The 16,604-nt window shown below is 63.8% G+C and carries 14 protein-coding genes; 1 reads left to right on the top strand and 13 read right to left on the bottom strand.

Translation table 11 applies throughout. From position 1 onward, the window contains the following. Positions 1–123: 123 nt before the first annotated feature. From ACW9TV_RS05155 to ACW9TV_RS05125, 7 genes are all read right to left on the bottom strand, one after another. Complete coding sequence (locus ACW9TV_RS05155) at positions 124–318, bottom strand: helix-turn-helix transcriptional regulator (RefSeq protein WP_494304782.1); 195 nt, start codon at positions 316–318, stop codon at positions 124–126. A gap of 89 nt (positions 319–407) precedes the next feature. After that, positions 408–1,079 carry a hypothetical protein gene (locus tag ACW9TV_RS05150; RefSeq protein WP_494304781.1) on the bottom strand — a complete coding sequence of 224 codons (672 nt, stop codon included), beginning with the start codon at positions 1,077–1,079 and terminating at the stop codon, positions 408–410. A gap of 154 nt (positions 1,080–1,233) precedes the next feature. Next, entirely contained in the window at positions 1,234–1,683 is a 450-nt protein-coding gene (locus ACW9TV_RS05145) for a hypothetical protein (RefSeq protein ID WP_494304780.1), read from the bottom strand. A gap of 222 nt (positions 1,684–1,905) precedes the next feature. Then, the gene (locus ACW9TV_RS05140; protein WP_494304779.1) at positions 1,906–2,268 is read right to left on the bottom strand and encodes a hypothetical protein; all 363 of its coding nucleotides are present in this window, start codon (positions 2,266–2,268) and stop codon (positions 1,906–1,908) included. Continuing rightward, positions 2,269–2,907, bottom strand: a complete 639-nt coding sequence (locus ACW9TV_RS05135) for an Eco29kI family restriction endonuclease (protein ID WP_494304778.1) — start codon at positions 2,905–2,907, stop codon at positions 2,269–2,271. After that, on the bottom strand, positions 2,904–4,112 hold the full coding sequence (locus ACW9TV_RS05130) for a DNA cytosine methyltransferase (RefSeq protein ID WP_494304777.1): 1,209 nt from the start codon (positions 4,110–4,112) through the stop codon (positions 2,904–2,906). The genes ACW9TV_RS05135 and ACW9TV_RS05130 overlap by 4 nt, the downstream gene beginning before the upstream one ends. A gap of 101 nt (positions 4,113–4,213) precedes the next feature. Beyond that, positions 4,214–5,590, bottom strand: a complete 1,377-nt coding sequence (locus ACW9TV_RS05125) for a tyrosine-type recombinase/integrase (RefSeq protein WP_494304776.1) — start codon at positions 5,588–5,590, stop codon at positions 4,214–4,216. Between the two features lie 380 nt (positions 5,591–5,970). Here ACW9TV_RS05125 and ACW9TV_RS05120 point away from each other — a divergent pair, with 380 nt between their 5' ends. Then, the gene (locus tag ACW9TV_RS05120; RefSeq protein WP_494304775.1) at positions 5,971–6,162 is read left to right on the top strand and encodes a hypothetical protein; all 192 of its coding nucleotides are present in this window, start codon (positions 5,971–5,973) and stop codon (positions 6,160–6,162) included. Between the two features lie 94 nt (positions 6,163–6,256). On the opposite strand, the gene ACW9TV_RS05115 is transcribed toward ACW9TV_RS05120, so the two are convergent. The 6 genes from ACW9TV_RS05115 to ACW9TV_RS05090 all read right to left on the bottom strand — a co-directional run bounded on the left by ACW9TV_RS05115 (position 6,257) and on the right by ACW9TV_RS05090 (position 16,595). After that, entirely contained in the window at positions 6,257–8,386 is a 2,130-nt protein-coding gene (locus ACW9TV_RS05115; RefSeq protein ID WP_494304774.1) for a hypothetical protein, read from the bottom strand. Positions 8,387–8,908: 522 nt separating this feature from the next. Then, the gene (locus tag ACW9TV_RS05110; protein ID WP_494304773.1) at positions 8,909–10,204 is read right to left on the bottom strand and encodes an MFS transporter; all 1,296 of its coding nucleotides are present in this window, start codon (positions 10,202–10,204) and stop codon (positions 8,909–8,911) included. A gap of 49 nt (positions 10,205–10,253) precedes the next feature. Beyond that, complete coding sequence (locus tag ACW9TV_RS05105; protein WP_494304772.1) at positions 10,254–11,261, bottom strand: DUF2891 domain-containing protein; 1,008 nt, start codon at positions 11,259–11,261, stop codon at positions 10,254–10,256. 2 nt (positions 11,262–11,263) lie between these two features. After that, positions 11,264–12,229 carry a DUF979 domain-containing protein gene (locus ACW9TV_RS05100; protein WP_494304771.1) on the bottom strand — a complete coding sequence of 322 codons (966 nt, stop codon included), beginning with the start codon at positions 12,227–12,229 and terminating at the stop codon, positions 11,264–11,266. Beyond that, complete coding sequence (locus tag ACW9TV_RS05095; protein ID WP_494304770.1) at positions 12,226–12,954, bottom strand: DUF969 domain-containing protein; 729 nt, start codon at positions 12,952–12,954, stop codon at positions 12,226–12,228. The genes ACW9TV_RS05100 and ACW9TV_RS05095 overlap by 4 nt, the downstream gene beginning before the upstream one ends. 5 nt (positions 12,955–12,959) lie before the next feature. Beyond that, positions 12,960–16,595 carry a hydantoinase B/oxoprolinase family protein gene (locus ACW9TV_RS05090; RefSeq protein WP_494304769.1) on the bottom strand — a complete coding sequence of 1,212 codons (3,636 nt, stop codon included), beginning with the start codon at positions 16,593–16,595 and terminating at the stop codon, positions 12,960–12,962. Positions 16,596–16,604 lie beyond the last annotated feature (9 nt).

The raw sequence follows: 16,604 nt of genomic DNA, 5'->3' as shown, positions 1-16,604 counted from the left end.
TTGTGCAGCGCGATCAGCGTTTGCACCTGAAGGTCGGAGGGGGTAGAAGCGCAGCGGAACCAGACACCAATTTGATTCCGCGACGCCCCGCCCTCGTGCGGGGTTTCGCTTTTCTGGGGCATGTCACACCCCCTCGCTGGTGGAGCGAGTGATGCGGCTTTCCAGCCATGCGTCCAGGTCGGCTTTGCGATAGCGCACGGCCTTCCCCAGCTTCAGGAAGGCAGGGCCGTCACCGGTAAGGCGCAAGCGCTCCAGCGTCGGCACCCCAAGCCGGACATATCCAGCCGCCTCGGGGGTTTTCAGAATGTCTGTTTGCATTGGCAGTCACCTCATGTTGTCGGTGACGCCTTCCTAATCCTGCTAAAAATGCGCAGCGAAATGCCCATGTGCGCGAATGGCTGCGCGTTTTATCCTGCTGTTTTTCTTGGCCTTCCAGGCTGCCAGCGTCCTTGGAGTAGCGTGCGGACATGCGTCGTTGCCACGTTCTCGAAGCCAGTTTCGTGCCGCATTGTTGCTGCTATGGTTCGGCTATCCAGCCCGCGCGCTTTCATCTCGTCTGCCTTCGCGAGAATGTCGGCATCTGGAGGCTGCCGACCGCTCTTGAACGCCGGCGCCCTCGCTTCGCGTAGGCTACCATTAGAGAGAATCGGACCCTTCTTGAGCGCCCACCTCGGGTCAGTCTCTTCTAGCGCCTTGAGTTCGCGCAATGACTGTGCCCAACATCTGTCGAGCACTGTAATCATCGGACTGCCCTGCAGGCGCAAGTTCTGGCTACGAAAGACCTGCCTCTTCTGATCGACATATTGCTGAAGCAGTCGCGTAGCCAGTTCGACGGGAGAAATGCGCAGGCAACCTCTCTCGTTCAACCCAAATACAAACTTCTGAACCTCGCTCTCAGCATTCTCAAAAAGAGCCTTAGCTTGGTAGCCGCCACCTGTTCGGCCAGCATCTTCGAATGTTCTGTTTATGGCGGCATCGGACTGCCAAAAGGTCGCCCAAAACAATCTCTCTTCTCTCTCCAATGGGTCGAAAAGAGCATCGGCATCCAAAGGTGCCGGGCCGTCCTTAGAGTGCTTCATCCCGCCTCCGGTGCGGCTCCGATGGTGGAACGGGGAAGCACGTCGGAGTGTCGCGCTTGTCGGCTGGCCGGCCTATCCCCGCCCCCTAGGTGGGGGGTTTTGTCAGTTTTGTCAGTGCCCGCAGAGCACGTTTGCCGCCCCTTTCGAGGAACAACTAGGCGGCGCGGCTCATGACGGCGCTCTCCGGTTCGGTTGGCTCGAACAGGCACAGGCCATGCTTCGCCAGCACGTCCCCGAAGTCATCCCAGCCGGGCGCGTCCCCGCTGCCGACAGTGGAAAGCTCGATACGGGCCGCCCTCAGCAGGTCCAGGGCTGCCCAATGCGTATCCATGGTTTCCCCTTCCTTGGGCTGCACCCGCTCCAGCATCTCGCCCAGGTTGATCGAGTGCAGGATCGCCGCGACATTGCGCACCGCCCGGGCATTCCGGGCCGCGAATGTCATGGCGCGCAATTCGGCCTGCTCTCGCTTGATGCGAAGCGTCTCGGGGTCCGGTGGCACCCTAGAGGCTGCATCCCGGCGAAGCGCCAGAATGCAGGCGCGCTCCAGCTCGGAAAGCTCCCCGATTGCGTCCGGGCCTTTGGGGTGTAGGTTCATCTCAGCCATGATCGTCTCCATTTCAGACGGTTGCGGTTAGGCCCGGTCGAGTGGTTCCAGCACCCGGCCGGGCCGCGTTTATCGGCTCACGCCGATCTCTGCGCGGCGTCCAGAGACACCACATTGTCTGCCTTCGCGGGCTTCAGAATGGCCTCCACATGGCGCCCCCATGCGTCCAGCGCGGCCCGATAGCGCGCTCTCTCTTGCTGATCGTTCTCATTGCCTAGGCAATCACATCGGGCCCAGCCGCTGCCACTCCCCATGATCCGACGGCCGCCACCAGCCGCCAAAATGCGCTGCCAGCCGTTGGCATAGATCGAGCCCGATCGGCGACGCCTCAGCCACAGCGAGGCTTCCCTCGCCTTCGAGTACTGTCAGCTCCCGGAAGTCGGATAAGTATCGTCGGCCGATGAAAAGCTCGAGGCTGGCGATCGGGAGGCCGTCGACGATCGGTTGAATGATCCAGTGTGAGCCGGATATTGGCCGGCAGGCAATCTCGTCGAAGGAATCGACCGGCAGGATATGAGCAAGAGCCGTTGAGACATCGGCGGCTTGTACGTCACCTTGAAGCGCAGCTTGAGTGTCGACGCCCATCTAGACCTTATGGAACTTGGGATGATCAGGGACGCTGATTGAAGCCAGGGAGGTTAGGACCTCGGCCGCCAGCTGTTCGGCTGTTTCCGTCCGGGGTTGAAGGCTGGTCGCCCATGCCCTTCCAGGGTGCATCACATCCCACCGAGGCCTCAAACCCATATTCCGGCCGGAGCCGGGCGCATGATTGCCGAAGCCATCCAGATACGTGTTCCAGATCGGCGTGTATTTCGTGATGAGCATCGCCTCCCCCAGCGGTATCCATATCTCTTTGACCACTAGGGCCCTGCACCAAAAGTCTTCGATCTGGAGATTGATAGCCTGGCGAATGGAGCCCGCATGCTCTCTTAGGCGGCGCGCTAGCCGAGGCCCGGGATTGCCACCTAGTCCGAAACCACCTTGCCGGCCGCCCTCTGAGATAGCCTTCCCAACGTAGATCGGCCAGCCAAACTGCCCGTCTCGATTGCGAGCTGCCAACGGCTCATAGGCCGGATGCTCGCCCGTGTAGTAAATCGCGTAAACTCCCGCCCCGTCGAATTGGGGCATCGTTCCCATGGGCATTGGCTCCCGCTCGAGTAGAGCCTCGGCCACGCTGGCACCAAGGTTGCGATCGTCTAGAGGATCGTAGGGGTCGAAGCTCATGCAGCTGTAGCCGCAGTCGCCAGCATTTCACTGTGACTTGCCTCGAGTAGCTTTTCCGCAACCGATCGTGCCACCACATGAGCAAGGCTGACCGGCACGGCATTGCCTAGCTGGCGCATTGTCTCCGTCCAAGACCCATGAAAGACGAAAGTATCCGGGAAGGTTTGTAGCCTAGCGCTCTCCCTCACCGAGAAATAGCGGACGCTGCCATCATCGCAAACCATCATGTTCTCGCCGCCTGGCACGCCATGGTCCCCCGCCTTGAGGGTTTTCGCCGGCAGATCTAGCGGACTACCAGTATGCCCGGGATAGGATCGGGCGCCCTCTTGAAGCCGGTGATTGAACCAACCGGGAGTCTCCACCCTTCTTGGTTCCGGCATACCTGCCAAAGCATCGCGAACCGTACGCCAAGGGAGACGATGCTCGGCAATGTCGTTAGCAATCCGCATCCGCTCGAGCCGCCCGCCCATCTTCCGCCCAAGCTCCAACTCGGGCGGCATTCGGCGCTTGTGCCGATCCCAGTATTCCTGCGAAACAAACTGGCTGACCAAAAGGGCGTCGAGCGAATGTGTCGGACTTGGGAAGCTCCACTCGATCCCGAGATCGCGTCGGAAGCCGACGATGAAAACTCGCTCACGCCTTTGAGGTACGCCATAGTCAGCCGCGTTCACCAGCGTCCTTACAAGATCGTACCGAAGGCCGCCGGCGTTGGCTGTATGCTCCCGCTGTAGCCTGGCGTTATGATCGTCGACCGTCTCGTCATCCGTGCGCACAAGTTCGGGATGCTGAAGCTGCAGCTCGATATATTGCAGGTAATTGGAGAATGCCGCCCTGGTTAATCCCTTCACATTCTCAACGATGAACGCGCGCGGGCGGAGCTGCCGAATGACATCGACCGTTGCCGGAAACATGTCCCGCCTATCCCCATTACCCTTGTGCTTTCCGCCCATCGAGAACGGCTGGCAAGGCGGCCCCCCGCTCACCAGGTCGACATCACCTTGAACAGAGCTGTAATCGAAGGTCCGGACATCGCCGCAATGTATCTGCCAACCGTCCACAAGGGGAAAGTGACGTTGTTGGTTTTCCTTGAGCGTGTCGGCCGCCCACCGATCCCACTCGATAACCGCGCCCGGTTTGAACCCCGCCAACGCCAAGCCCATCCCAAGGCCCCCAGCGCCGGCAAAAAGCTCGACAGATTGAAGCATCCCTCTCCCCTTGAGCCTCGCCCAGATTCTGAGGATGCCTCCTTGCCCTCTTTAGGAGGATAGGGGGAGGGGCATACTCAAAAAAAGATGTAAGTGAGACGCTACGCCAATCTCTTGTTCTTGCCGAGCAACACCACATTGTCGGTCGTCGCCGGCTTCAGGATGGCTTCCACATGGCGCCCCCATGCGTCCAGCGCGGCCCGCTTTTCCTCTTTCCAGTCATGCCGCTGGTAGATGCCGGCAATGCCGCCCTTGGCGCCGCTCACATGGTTCAGCACGGCCTCCGTGACTTCGAAGCGCACGCCCAGCCGTTGCAGGCCGGTGGCGACCGTGCGGCGCAGATCATGCACGCGCCATTCGGGCAGCGGGTTGCGCTCGGCATCCTTGCCGCCGTCCTTGGCCACCGCCTCGTCAAGCGCCCGCTTCGCCTTCGTCATGCCGCTGATAGGCGTCTCTCCGGTGGTGGTGAACGTCAGGCCGGTCTTGGGCCATGCCTCGATCGCCTTCCCGTTCTTGTCCAGCTCGCCCAGCCGCGCCAGCGCGTCCAGTTCCTTCAGCACCGGGGCCGACAGGGGCACAATCTGCGCAACGCCGTTCTTTGAGCGCGCGGCCGGAATGGTCCAGGTGGCCGACGCCTTGTCCAGTTCCGCCCATGCCATGCCGGCAACCTCGTCGCGGCGCTGCCCCGTCAGCACCAGCAAGCGGAAGAACGGGCCGAAGGTTTCCGACACCTCGAAGGTTGCCCGCCACACCCGCACCAGTTCGGTGTCTTCAAGCACGCGATCGCGCGACTTCGGGGCTTCAGGGCGGGCCATCTTGGCAAGGGGGCTCTCGGCAATGTCGCCCCGCTTCACCGCCCAGCCGAACAGCACCGACGCATAGGCGAATACCGCCCGCCGCAGCCCTTTGCGCTTCAGGGGAATGTCATCGATGATGGGCCTAATGTCCGCCGCCGTGATGTGCGGCATCGGCTTGTCGCCCAGCGCCGGCTTCAGGTGATTGCGCACGATGGAAGCCGCCAAGCGCACGCTGGCAGGGCGCCGGCCCTTCTCATTCTCGTAATGGTCAAGCCACAGGCCGGCATAGCGGCTGAAGGCAAGTTGCGTGTCAGCCTTCGCCTTCTCGGCAGCCTCCGCCGCCAGCCGGTTGCGCTCGTCACGCTCCGCCTTCTCGGCCTGCATGGGGTCAATCTTGTTGGTCACCATCGCCGCCAATTCCTTGGCACGGCGCCGGGCTTGCTCCGGGGTAATCGAGCCATGCCGGCCGATGGTGTAGCGCTTGGCCGTCGTGATTGCGGACTCTCCAGGCGCCGCAACCCGATATTGGTAGATGTAGACCTTGCTGCCGGCTGGCGTGACCTTCAGGCCGAAGCCCTTGATGTCAGCATCCCACAGGAACGCATCCCGCTCGCCCGGCTTCGCATCCTTCACGGTGTCGAGCGTCAGGCGTTTCGACTTTTTGTCGCTGGTGGTGGGCATGGCCGCAGGCTCCGTTGATCACATCTAGCAATCAAATAGTAAGCGACAGCAATCAAGCATGCAATGGCATCGGATGGCATCAGGTGGGGAATATGCTGGAAGGGCGTTGTTTTCAGGATGTCTGTCGATCGCGTCCTAGGCAGACGCACTAACTCTTAATCAGCGGGTCCTAGGTTCGAGCCCTAGTGCGTCCACCATTTTTCAATGACTTACGGATGATCGGGCGGCGCGTCCGCCCGCGTGGGTCCCGATGGGGTCACAGAGTTGTCCTAGCGCTTGGTGCGATGGCTTAGCCCCTTCATCTGGCATCTGCGGGGCTTGGGTGCGCTGAGAGGAACACTCATGCACGCCTTAAGTGGAAGGCTACGTCCCGCCAGGCTATGCACCTTGTCACCATAGAGCACGCGCAGTTCCAGATAGCTGAGGAAGCGCAACGGACGGTGCAGCATCTCGGCCATGACATCGAGCGTAAAAACGTCGATGATGAGCGGGTCAAAGACGGCTTCCACTTCACGGCGAACAAGGAACTGATCGGCTTGGAAGGCAAGCGCGGGATAGTGGTCTGCGACTAGGCAAACCTAGCGTAGCGGCCTGCGCTTCCAGCTCGTCAAATATCTCTTGTTCCGGGCGCGGCGTGTTCATGGCAGCAGCGATACGCCGAAGCTCTCAACCGAGCGTAATTATTTGGGCACGCTCCCGATCAGCTTCCGCCCGTAATGTTGGGTAGTCAACTTGCAGAACCGACGGCGCAAGATGGGTTTCGCAGCGCAAGCCACTGATTTTCCCCGAGTTGTTATAGGCGACGAGCAAAACCCTCATATCTGCAGCTTGGACGGTCAGACAGCCCACCTGAGCCTGATATCGTACCTCCTTTGCATCAGGTGGTGAGGCTTCGCGGAAAAGCCAAAATTGAATCGGTGCGTCCTCGCCAATTTGAAAACGACGCCGAGGATGTTCTGAAAGAGTAGGAGTAAGCTCATCGAGATATTGGCTGATGTTACCTCGCCCCTCGTCTCCAAAATCTCGCAAGAATCCGTCAAACTGTAGCCATCCTGTGGGGCGGAATTCGTCCAGCGCCTTGAGCAAGCGGCCCACTGCCGCCGGGAATGGTTGCGATGGAGGCGGGTTGGCTTGCCAATCCTCCCTCTCAAAATACCGATCTACCTTGTCACTGAAGCCATCCCACGTGACTAGATCCGCTTCCTTGAGTTGCTCCCGGATATCCATGTCGAAGCGGTTCTTTGTGAGATACGCGCCTAAGTGATCGGTCTCGTCGAATAACAGTGCGCCTTTAAGGCCAGCCACCTTCTGCCGCACCAAGAGATAGTGGAGCAGTTCCCCGGTTGTCGGAAGAAAGCGTTGGAGCACGAACAGATCATCGACCGACATCGAAATGAATGGGTGTGCTCCCAAGATGGGCACGACTTCCGGCAATTCTTTGGCCATGGCCGAGAATGGCGTGAAGGCTTCGACAGTTAAGCCGATTGGCAGGATCAAACGGAACTGATCCAGGCGGATGCGACCGAATTCAACGTACTCGCCGTCAGTAAGATTGTAGAGGGCGACTTCCGGTGCGCTGGCAAGATAGTCTAGAAACCGCTTACACTGCCGATAGGCTTCGACGATCAAACTCTGAATAACGCGTTCGTGGCTCGCAAAGTTGGTCGCAGGGGATTGCGTTGGCATGGCGCCCGCTTTCGCTTCGACAACTAACAGTACATCCGCGAGCAGTATCAATAGATCGGTCTCAACCCACTCTCCGCTGTGCGCATCGCGGTAGAAGACGCTCTCGAACTCTTGCGCCCCCTTGAACTGCTTTGCGAAAATGACAGGATAGGCCTGCTCCATCGCCTGACCCTGCCGCCTTAGCCATTCATCGCGATAGGGCAGGCGCTTCCACAGCCCCCACTGGATCGCGCGATAGGCGGAATCGCGCACGAACTGACCATCTGTGGCAAAAATCTCATCACCTAAGCGGATCGCAGGCTTGATCCTCGTTGGCAGTGTACGCATCGGCGTGCCCGAAAATGCGCCTTCGGCGAAGAAATTCTCATTCTGTCCTGCCTCATAGGAAAGATCTTCGAGTAGCGGCCGCGGCAACCCGGAATGACGGTTAAGGTTACTAACGCCACCAAAGAACATATCGTGCATGATCCCGGACATTTCAGAGACATAATCGTTCTTCTCGACTTTGAGCCGGTTAAGCACCGTTTCAAGATCGTCCCCAGTCTCCTCAACGAGGCGGCAAGCCTCGTCCATTCGCTCCGTTAGTTTGTTGACGGCGTTGCTGAGCCCAGTTCGGAAAGCATCCGAAATATTCTGGATACCCGAGGCAATCTCATCGGCACCGATGCCGTAGGCTTCACGGAGAGCGGACTCGTGTGGCGCCAAGACAAACCGAAAAAACTCGCCTTCTAGTACTGGGTATCTGTGCCCACGGATGAATGACCAGGTGGTCTTTGCATGGAATTCGATCGGCGTTGCCGAGCTTGCCATGCAGTACCACATGGTTTTTTCTTCAAGCTGATAGAGTGCATTCATCAACTCGTCAGCTAAATTCTCGTCAAGTTTGGAAGACTCTGAAGGCAATGGAGCGTGACTGCTCCACACAGCGTGGACATACTCGAGCGCAAACTGAAAAAACTTGATGACATCCTTATTCGGGCGAGGATCATCATCCGGACCAGAGGGTTTCAGCATCATTGTCATATGAAATTGGGCCAACAGATAGCCGAGCAATTGAATCGGTGGTTGGCGTAAAACTAGATCACGAACGGTCGCCGCGAGTGTTTCCATCTCGTCACGGAGGCTCTCGGATGCCGCTAGTCGGCTATCATCAGATGACTGGTTCTCTTCTGCCACAGGAGTCCTCACACCGTTTTCCAGACCCGAGCTTCTGGCGCTGCGCTTATCCCCGCCCAGCAGGCGAGCGCTGCCATTGCTGCGTTCACGCCGAAGCGTATCACCACTGGGTAAACCCTTAGCGGCCGGCACCTCACTCCGCTTCTGTGAGTTGCCGGCTAGCCCCTACAGGTACGCCGCCGCTTCTGACACAGTAGAAAAAACCCCAACTTCGACCGCTCCAAATCCCCCTTGGGGAATTCAGGGGACAGTATACTTGGCTTCCCTCTCAGCGGCAGCCAGCGTCCCCCACCCGTTGCTACGGCGCGCACCGTTCTGAAACGCATGTCTTCCAGTAATTGCCCCAATAGTCCTCACAGAAGGCCGTGTTGCCGCCCGTCCTCAGGCATTCCTTGCGTCCTTCCTCGCCTTCGATCTTGCAGCTTGAACTGCCCCCGGCCCGGCCGCTTCACCGCCTCACAGGAACGGTTCCGCTGCCGCTGCCGTTGCCGGCGCCTCCGTCCGCCGCGCCCAGATCAGCGCGCACAGGCTCAGCGCGCCGGCCGCGCTGAGGAACCAGCCCACGGGGGCGAGGCCGCCCTGCAGCGCCAGCGCCTGCGCGATCAGCGGGGTCAGGCCGCCGCCGATCACGCCGGCGATGTTGAACGTCATCGAAGCGCCGGTATAGCGCACGCGCGGCGGAAACAGGCCCGGCAGCCAGGCCCCCAGCGGGCCATAGACGAAGCCCATCGCGAACAGCAGAAGCGCAAGCAGCACGAACACCCAAAGCAGCCCGCCCGCCATCAGCGGCGCGATCAGGAAGCCCAGCAGCATCACGCCAACGCAGCCGCCCGCCAGCACCCGGCGCGGGTCGAAATGCACGTCCGCCGCCCAGGCAGACAGATAGATGCCCGCCGCCATGAACAGGATGGCGACAAGCTGCACCCCCAGGAAATCCTGCATCGCATAGCCCAGCGATTTGGTGCCCCAGCCCAGCAAGAAGGCGGTGGCGATATAATAGGTGGCAAAGCAGCAGACCGCGCCGATGGTGCCCGCGATCAGCGCGCCCCGGTGGTTGCGCAGCACTTCGCCCAGCGGCACCTTCGGCGGCGGCGCTTCTTCCAGCGCCGCCTGGAATTCCGGCGTTTCGCCCAGCTTCAGCCGGATCCACAGCCCCACCGCCACCAGCCCCGCTGAAAGCAGGAAGGGAATGCGCCAGCCCCAGGCCGCGAATTGCTCGGGCGTCAACCACAGGCCCAGCAGCAGGAACAACCCATTGGCGACAAGGAATCCGGCGGGCGCGCCCATCTGCGGCGCGGTGCCGAATCGCGCGCGCCAGCCGGGCGGGGCATTTTCCACCGCCAGCAGCGCCGCGCCGCCCCATTCGCCGCCCAGGCCAAAGCCCTGCCCGAAGCGCAGCACGCACAGCGCGAAGGGCGCGATCCAGCCGGCCATCGCATAGGTAGGCAGGAAGGCCACCAGCGTGGTCGAAAGCCCCATCGTCAGCAGGGATGCGACCAACGTGGCCTTGCGGCCGATCCTGTCCCCGTAATGGCCGAACACGGCCGCCCCCACCGGCCGCGCGAAGAAGGCAACAGCAAGCGTGGCGAAGGACGCCATCTGCTGAAGGCCGGGGTCGCCCGCGGGGAAGAAGATCTGCCCGAACACCAGGCTTGCGGCGGTCGCGTAGATGTAGAAATCGTAGAATTCGATTCCCGTGCCGACAAAGCTTGCCCACAGCGCGCGGCGCTGTCGCGCCCTGTCCGTTTCCATCCGTCATCCTCCCAGGCTGCGCGGGCTTTCGGGCAGCCGGAACGGGCCGTCAACCGGCTTCGCAAAGCGCCAGCAGCGCGAAGCTCGCCAGCCAGTGTTCGCCCATGTAATCGCCCGTCACGTGCGGCAGCGCCGCCTGCAGATGCGCGGCGGCCGCCGCAGCCGCGATCGGCTGCACCGGATGGCTGGCGGGAAGCCCAGCGGCAATCGCGCGCCAGCACCAGCCCCGGCTGAGGTTCAGCCCGTCGAGATGGGCGATCTTGCCGTCCGTCCGGTCACTCACCCGCGCGGGGTGCAGCAGCGTCGCGGGCTTCCCTCCGGATATGCGCGGCAGGAAGTCGTCGAACCAGCCGGCGAACGCCTCTGCCGGCAGCGCGCGGCGCATCAGTTCCGCCACCATCAGCGCAGGCGACAGGAATTCGTCCTGGCAGGGTTCCCACGCCTGGCAGTCCCGGTCGTCGCCGTGCCAGCGCTGCGCGGCCGCACGGCAGGCGGCCGCAAGCCGGGGATCATGGGCGTCGGCATAATCCAGCGCCAGCCGAAGCGCGAAGGCGGTGTTGTAATGGGTGCCGACCCGCACAGGATAATCGGCAATGGGCAGGAAGGCCCCCAGCCGGGCGGCGAAATGATCCGCGAGCGGCTTCAGCGCGGCGGCCCAGCGCCGGGCATCGGCCGTGCGGTGGGCCGCGAGTTCCGCCCACAGCTTCAGCAGCCAGGCCCAGCCATAGGGGCGTTCGAAACCGCGCGATTCCGGCCGGGCGGCATAGGCCAGTTCGGCCGCGACATTCGCATCCGTGAACTGCCGGTCGGCAAGGGCGCGGATGGCGGGCGCCTCAGCGCTGTCCGGGTGCAGGCGCAGCAGGGTGAACAGCGTCCACCAGCCATGCACGCAGCTGTGCCAGTCGTAGCTGCCGAAGAACAGCGGATGCAGCCGGCGCGGCGTCTGCGCGTCTTCAGGGCCGGCCAGCACATGCATAAGCATGTTGGGATATTCGCGCGTCACATGGCCCAGCGCGGCGGTGGCGAAGCGGGATGCAAGGGCGGGGGTGAGGTTCATCGTCAATGCCTGAAGGCCAGCGCATACATCAGCACCATGTTGGCGAAGAGCATGAGCAGGGCGGTGGGGATCTGGGCGCGGATCACGCCGTTAAGCGGGGCATTCCTGTCCGGCAGTTCCAGCAGGTTCGCGGGCACCACGTTGAAGTTGGCGGCCATCGGCGTCATCAGGGTGCCGCAGAAGCCGGCCAGCATGCCGATGGCGCAGATGATGGCGGGATCCCCGCCGAACTTGCCGACAAGGAAGGGCAGCCCGATCGCCGCCGTCATCACCGGGAAAGCCGCGAAGGCATTGCCCATCACGATGGTGAACAGCGCCATGCCCAGGCAATAGGCGAACACCGCGAGCGCAACCGTCGTCAGCGGAATCACCATGGCGATCAGGTCGCCCACCACCTGCCCCACGTCCGCCGCCAGGAACACCGCCCCCAGGGAGGCGAGCATCTGCGGCAGCAGCGCCGCCCAGCCGATCGAATCCATCAGCCGCCGGCCTTCCTGCAGCGGGGCCAGAACGGGTTGCCGGAACCACAGCATTGCCGTCGCCAGCGCGGCAAGGCAGCCGATGCCCAGCGCGATCAAGGTCGTCTGCACGGGCGAGATCAGCCATTGCCCGGCGGCCGTGTTCTTCGCCAGCAGGGTGCCGCCCACCGCGAACAGCGGCACCATCAGCGCCGGCACGAACAGCCGGTTGCCGAAGCGCGCCGCGCCCGCCTGCCGCTCCGCCGGGCTGCTGGTGGGTGGCGTGCCGACCCCCAGCTTTCCCGTGGCGCCGATCGCCACCAGCGCGATCACCAGCAGGCCGTTGCCGAAACCGCCCAGCCGGGATCCGAACAGCATGGAGGCCGCGACCAGCCCCCAGAACAGCGCCCGGCGGATGCGCCCCGGCGCGCCCGGTTCCGCCAGCGCCAGCAGCGCGAAGGCCGCGAACATCAGCCCGACGACGAGATAGGCATGTTCCAGCGTGATCATCGGCCGGGCTCCTCGCCGGCATCCGCCGCCGCCATGTCGCGTTTCACCCGGGCGTCGAACAGCAGCAGCCTCGCGCCATGCACCAGCAGCGCGACGATCGCCGTGGGGATCGCCCACAGCGAAACATGCAGCGCCTCCACGCGGATCCCGGCCTGTTCCAGAAAGCCCACGATCAGCACGATGGAGCCGATGGCGATGAAGATATCCTCCCCGAAGAAGAGGCCGATATTGTCCGTCGCGGCAGACATGGCGCGGATCCGGAAGCGCGCCCCGTCCGGCAGCGGGCCATGCTCAGCCTCCGCCGCGCTTTCCGCCATCGGGGCGACCAGCGGACGCACCATCTGCGGATGCCCGCCCAGCGAAACCAGCCCCAGCGCGGCGGTCGCCTGCCGCACCATGAAATAGACGAGCAGCAGCCGCCCCGCCGTCGCCGCCCTCACCTGCCGGATCAGGATGCGCGCCCGTTCCTGCAGCCCTGCACGCTCCAGCAGGCCGATCACCGGCAGCACCAGCCAGGTGATGTGGAAGTAGCGGTTCTCGTTGAACGCCGTGCCAAAGCGGCCGATCGTGTCAACCGCCGCCGCCGCCAGCAACTGCGGCGTCAGGCCAGGGCCCACGGCAGCGAGAACGCCTGTGGTGACGGCGGCGATCAGGATCACGATCAGCGGATTGATGCGGGCCACGAAGCCCGCAACGACGACGGCGACCCCCAGAAGCACAAGCATGTCCGTCAGCCTTCCTGTTCCGGCGGGCCGTATCCGCCGCCGCCGGGCGTTTCGATCCCGAAGATGTCGCCGGGGTTCAGGGCCGCCTCGGCGGTTGCGCCCAGTTCCTCCACCCGGCCATCGGCGCGCACCACCCGGTTCACACCCGTGGCGCCGGGCGCGCCGCCCGCCAGGCCGAAGGGCGGAACCCGCCGACGGTTGGACAGGATCGAAGCCGTCATCGGCTCCAGAAAGCGGATCCGGCGAACGGCGCCATCCCCGCCGCGCCAGCGCCCCGCCCCGCCGGAACCGCGACGGATCGAGAATTCCTCCAGCAGCACGGGAAAGCGGGTTTCAAGCACTTCCGGATCCGTCAGGCGGCTGTTCGTCATGTGCGTCTGCACCGCGCTTGCGCCATCAAATCCGGGCCCCGCGCCTGATCCGCCGGCGATGGTTTCATAATATTGGCGACTGTCGTCACCGAAGGTGAAATTGTTCATCGTGCCCTGTGCGGCGGCCATCATACCCAGCGCGCCATAAAGCGCATCGACAACCGCCTGGCTGGTTTCCACATTGCCGGCCACAACGGCTGCCGGATGCTTCGGGCGCAGCATCGACCCCTCCGGCACGATCAGCCGGATCGGCTTCAGGCACCCCTCGTTCAGGGGAATGGCATCGTCAACCAGCGTCCGGAACACATATAGCACCGCCGCGCGCGTGATCGACAGCGGCGCATTGAAATTGTTGGGGCGCTGGGCGCTGGTGCCGCTGAAATCGACAACCGCGCTCCGCGCCATCGTGTCGGGGGTGATGGATACCCGGATCACCGCGCCATCATCCATCTCGTAGGAAAAGGCCCCCGGCTTCAGCGCGGCGATCGCGCGGCGCACCGATTCTTCGGCATTGTCCTGCACATGGCCCATGTAGGCTGAAACGGTTTCGCGCCCGAACTCGGCCGCCATCCGCGCCAGCTCGGCCGCGCCGCGCGCGCAGGCGGCCAGTTGCGCCTTCAGATCGGCCAGGTTCTGATCGATGTTGCGCGCCGGGAACGGGCCGGATGCGAACAGGGCGCGCGTCTCGGCCTCCCGGAAGCGCCCGGCTTCAACCAGCAGGAAGTCATCGATCAGGATGCCTTCGTCCGCCACGGTGCGCGATGTGGCCGGCATCGAACCCGGGGTGATTCCACCCACATCGGCGTGATGGCCCCGCGCCGCCACGAAAAAGGCGGGCTCCGCATCATCGTCCAGGAACACCGGCAGGATCACGGTAATGTCGGGCAGGTGCGTGCCCCCGTTATAGGGCGCGTTCAACATGTAGGCGTCGCCGCGCGCCATCCGCCCACCCCGGGATGCGATCACCGTGCGGATGCTTTCACCCATCGAGCCCAGATGCACCGGGATGTGCGGCGCATTGGCGATCAGCGCCCCGGTCGCATCGAACAGGGCACAGGAAAAATCCAGCCGTTCCTTGATGTTGACCGAATGCGCCGTGGCGCAAAGCGCTTCACCCATCTGCTCGGCACAGGCCATGAACCGGCTGTTGAACAATTCCAGCAGGATGGGATCGACTGCGGTACCGGCGGCGGTGCGCGCAGGCAGCGCCACCACCCGTTCAAGCAGCAGGTTGGCGCAGTCGTCCACGCCTGCCCGCCAGCCCGGCTCCACCACGGTGGTGCCCGTCTCCTCCAGCAGGATCGCAGGGCCGTCCACGGCATGGCCGGGCGAAAGGGACGCGCGCGGATAGACGGGCGTGTCATGATCGGCCCCGGCCATCCGCACCCGAAGCCATGTGGCCGGCTGCGGCGCACCGCCCGGCCCGGCCCGGCCGGCGGACGGGGCCTGGCCGGATGGCGCGATGGCTTCCACCTCCAGCATTTCCACCACCAGCGGTTTGTCGGCCGCGAAGAAGCCGAAACGGCGGCGGTGCTGATCCTCGAAGGCGGCCGCCATCGTCGTCGCCGGACCGAAGGGAATGCTGAGCGGCGTATCGGAGCCTGCGAACTTCACCTCTGCGCGGGCGACCGCGGCAAGACGCTCCGGCTTGAACCCCTGCCCTTCCAGATCGGCGCGGGCGGCTACCTCCAGGGCGGCAACAACGGCTTCCAGCGCCCCGTCGGCCGCCGCCGTCAGCGGCCGCGCCACGGTCTGCTGGCGGATGGCGCGCACCGCGGCAAGGCCCATGCCATACGCCGACAACACGCCTGCGAACGGATGCAGCAGCACCTTCGTCATTCCCAGCGCATCCGCGACAAGGCAGGCATGCTGGCCCGCCGCGCCGCCGAAGCAGTTCAGGACATAGCGCGACACGTCATGGCCCCGCTGGATGGAAATGGCACGGATCGCTTCCGCCATATGCTGCACGGCGATGCTGACGAAGCCTTCCGCCAGATCCCTGGCAGACACGGCCCGGCCTGTCGCGGTCGAGACTTCGGCGGCCATGTCGCTGAATCCCGCCCGCACGCTTTCCGAATCCAGCGGCTGATCCGCATGGGGGCCGAAAACTGCGGGGAAGAAATCCGGGCTCAGCTTGCCAAGCATCACGTTGCAGTCCGTCACTGTCAGTGGCCCGCCCCGCCGATAGGCGGCCGGGCCCGGCACAGCGCCCGCCGATTCAGGCCCCACCCGCAGGCGCCCCCCGTCGAAGCGGCAGATCGAACCGCCCCCGGCCGCGACCGTGTGGATGGACAGCATCGGCGCCCGCAGCCGCACGCCCGCGACGACTGCATCAGACGACCGTTCATAATCGCCCGAAAAGTGGGAAACATCCGTTGAGGTCCCGCCCATGTCGAAGCCGATGGCGCGATCGAACCCGGCCACGCGAGCGGTTTCCGCCATGGCCACCACCCCGCCCGCCGGGCCTGACAGGATCGCATCCTTGCCGCGAAAGCCGTGTGCACCCGTCAGTCCGCCAGACGATTGCATGAACGTCAGCGGTGTCGCCGCGCCCAGATCGGCCGAAACACGATCGACATAGGCCGCAAGGATGGGGGAGAGATAGGCATCCGCAACCGTGGTGTCCCCGCGACCGATCAGCTTGATGAGGGCGCCGACCTGGTGGCTGACGGAAACCTGGGTGAACCCCGCCTGCCGCGCAAGGGCCGCAAGACGAAGCTCGTGCGCCGGCCAGGCCCAACCGTGCATCAGCACGATGGCGATGGCGCGATAGCCCTGCGCCCGGGCGGCGGCGAAGGCGGCGGACGCCCGCGCCTCGTCCAGCGGCCGGTCGATGGCGCCGTCCGCGCGGACGCGCTCGTCGATCTCCACCACATGGTCGTACAACTGGCTGTTCAGCCGGATATGGCGGGCAAACAGATCCGGCCGGGATTGCCAGCCGATCCTCAGCGCGTCGCCGAAACCGCGCGTGATCGCCAGAACCGTCGGTTCGCCCTTACGCTCCAGCAGGGCGTTGGTGGCGACGGTGGTGCCCATCCGCACCTCCCGCACAAGGCCCGGCGGCAGGGGGCCGTCGCCGATCCCCAGCAAACGGCGAACCCCCTCGACAGCGGCGTCGGCATAATGCTCCGGATTTTCCGAGAGCAGCTTCAATGTCTGCAGGCGACCGTCCGGCGATCGGGCGACGAGGTCGGTGAAGGTGCCGCCCCTGTCGATCCAGAAGCGCCACCCACCCGTCTCGCGGCCCGCGATTTCGTCCGTTTCACCCATCGCCACCTG

It is taken from the genome of Sandaracinobacter sp. T42 (assembly GCF_059115405.1).
The sequence above is the reverse complement of the archived record's forward strand: the minus strand, read 5'-3'. Positions and strand labels throughout refer to the sequence as shown.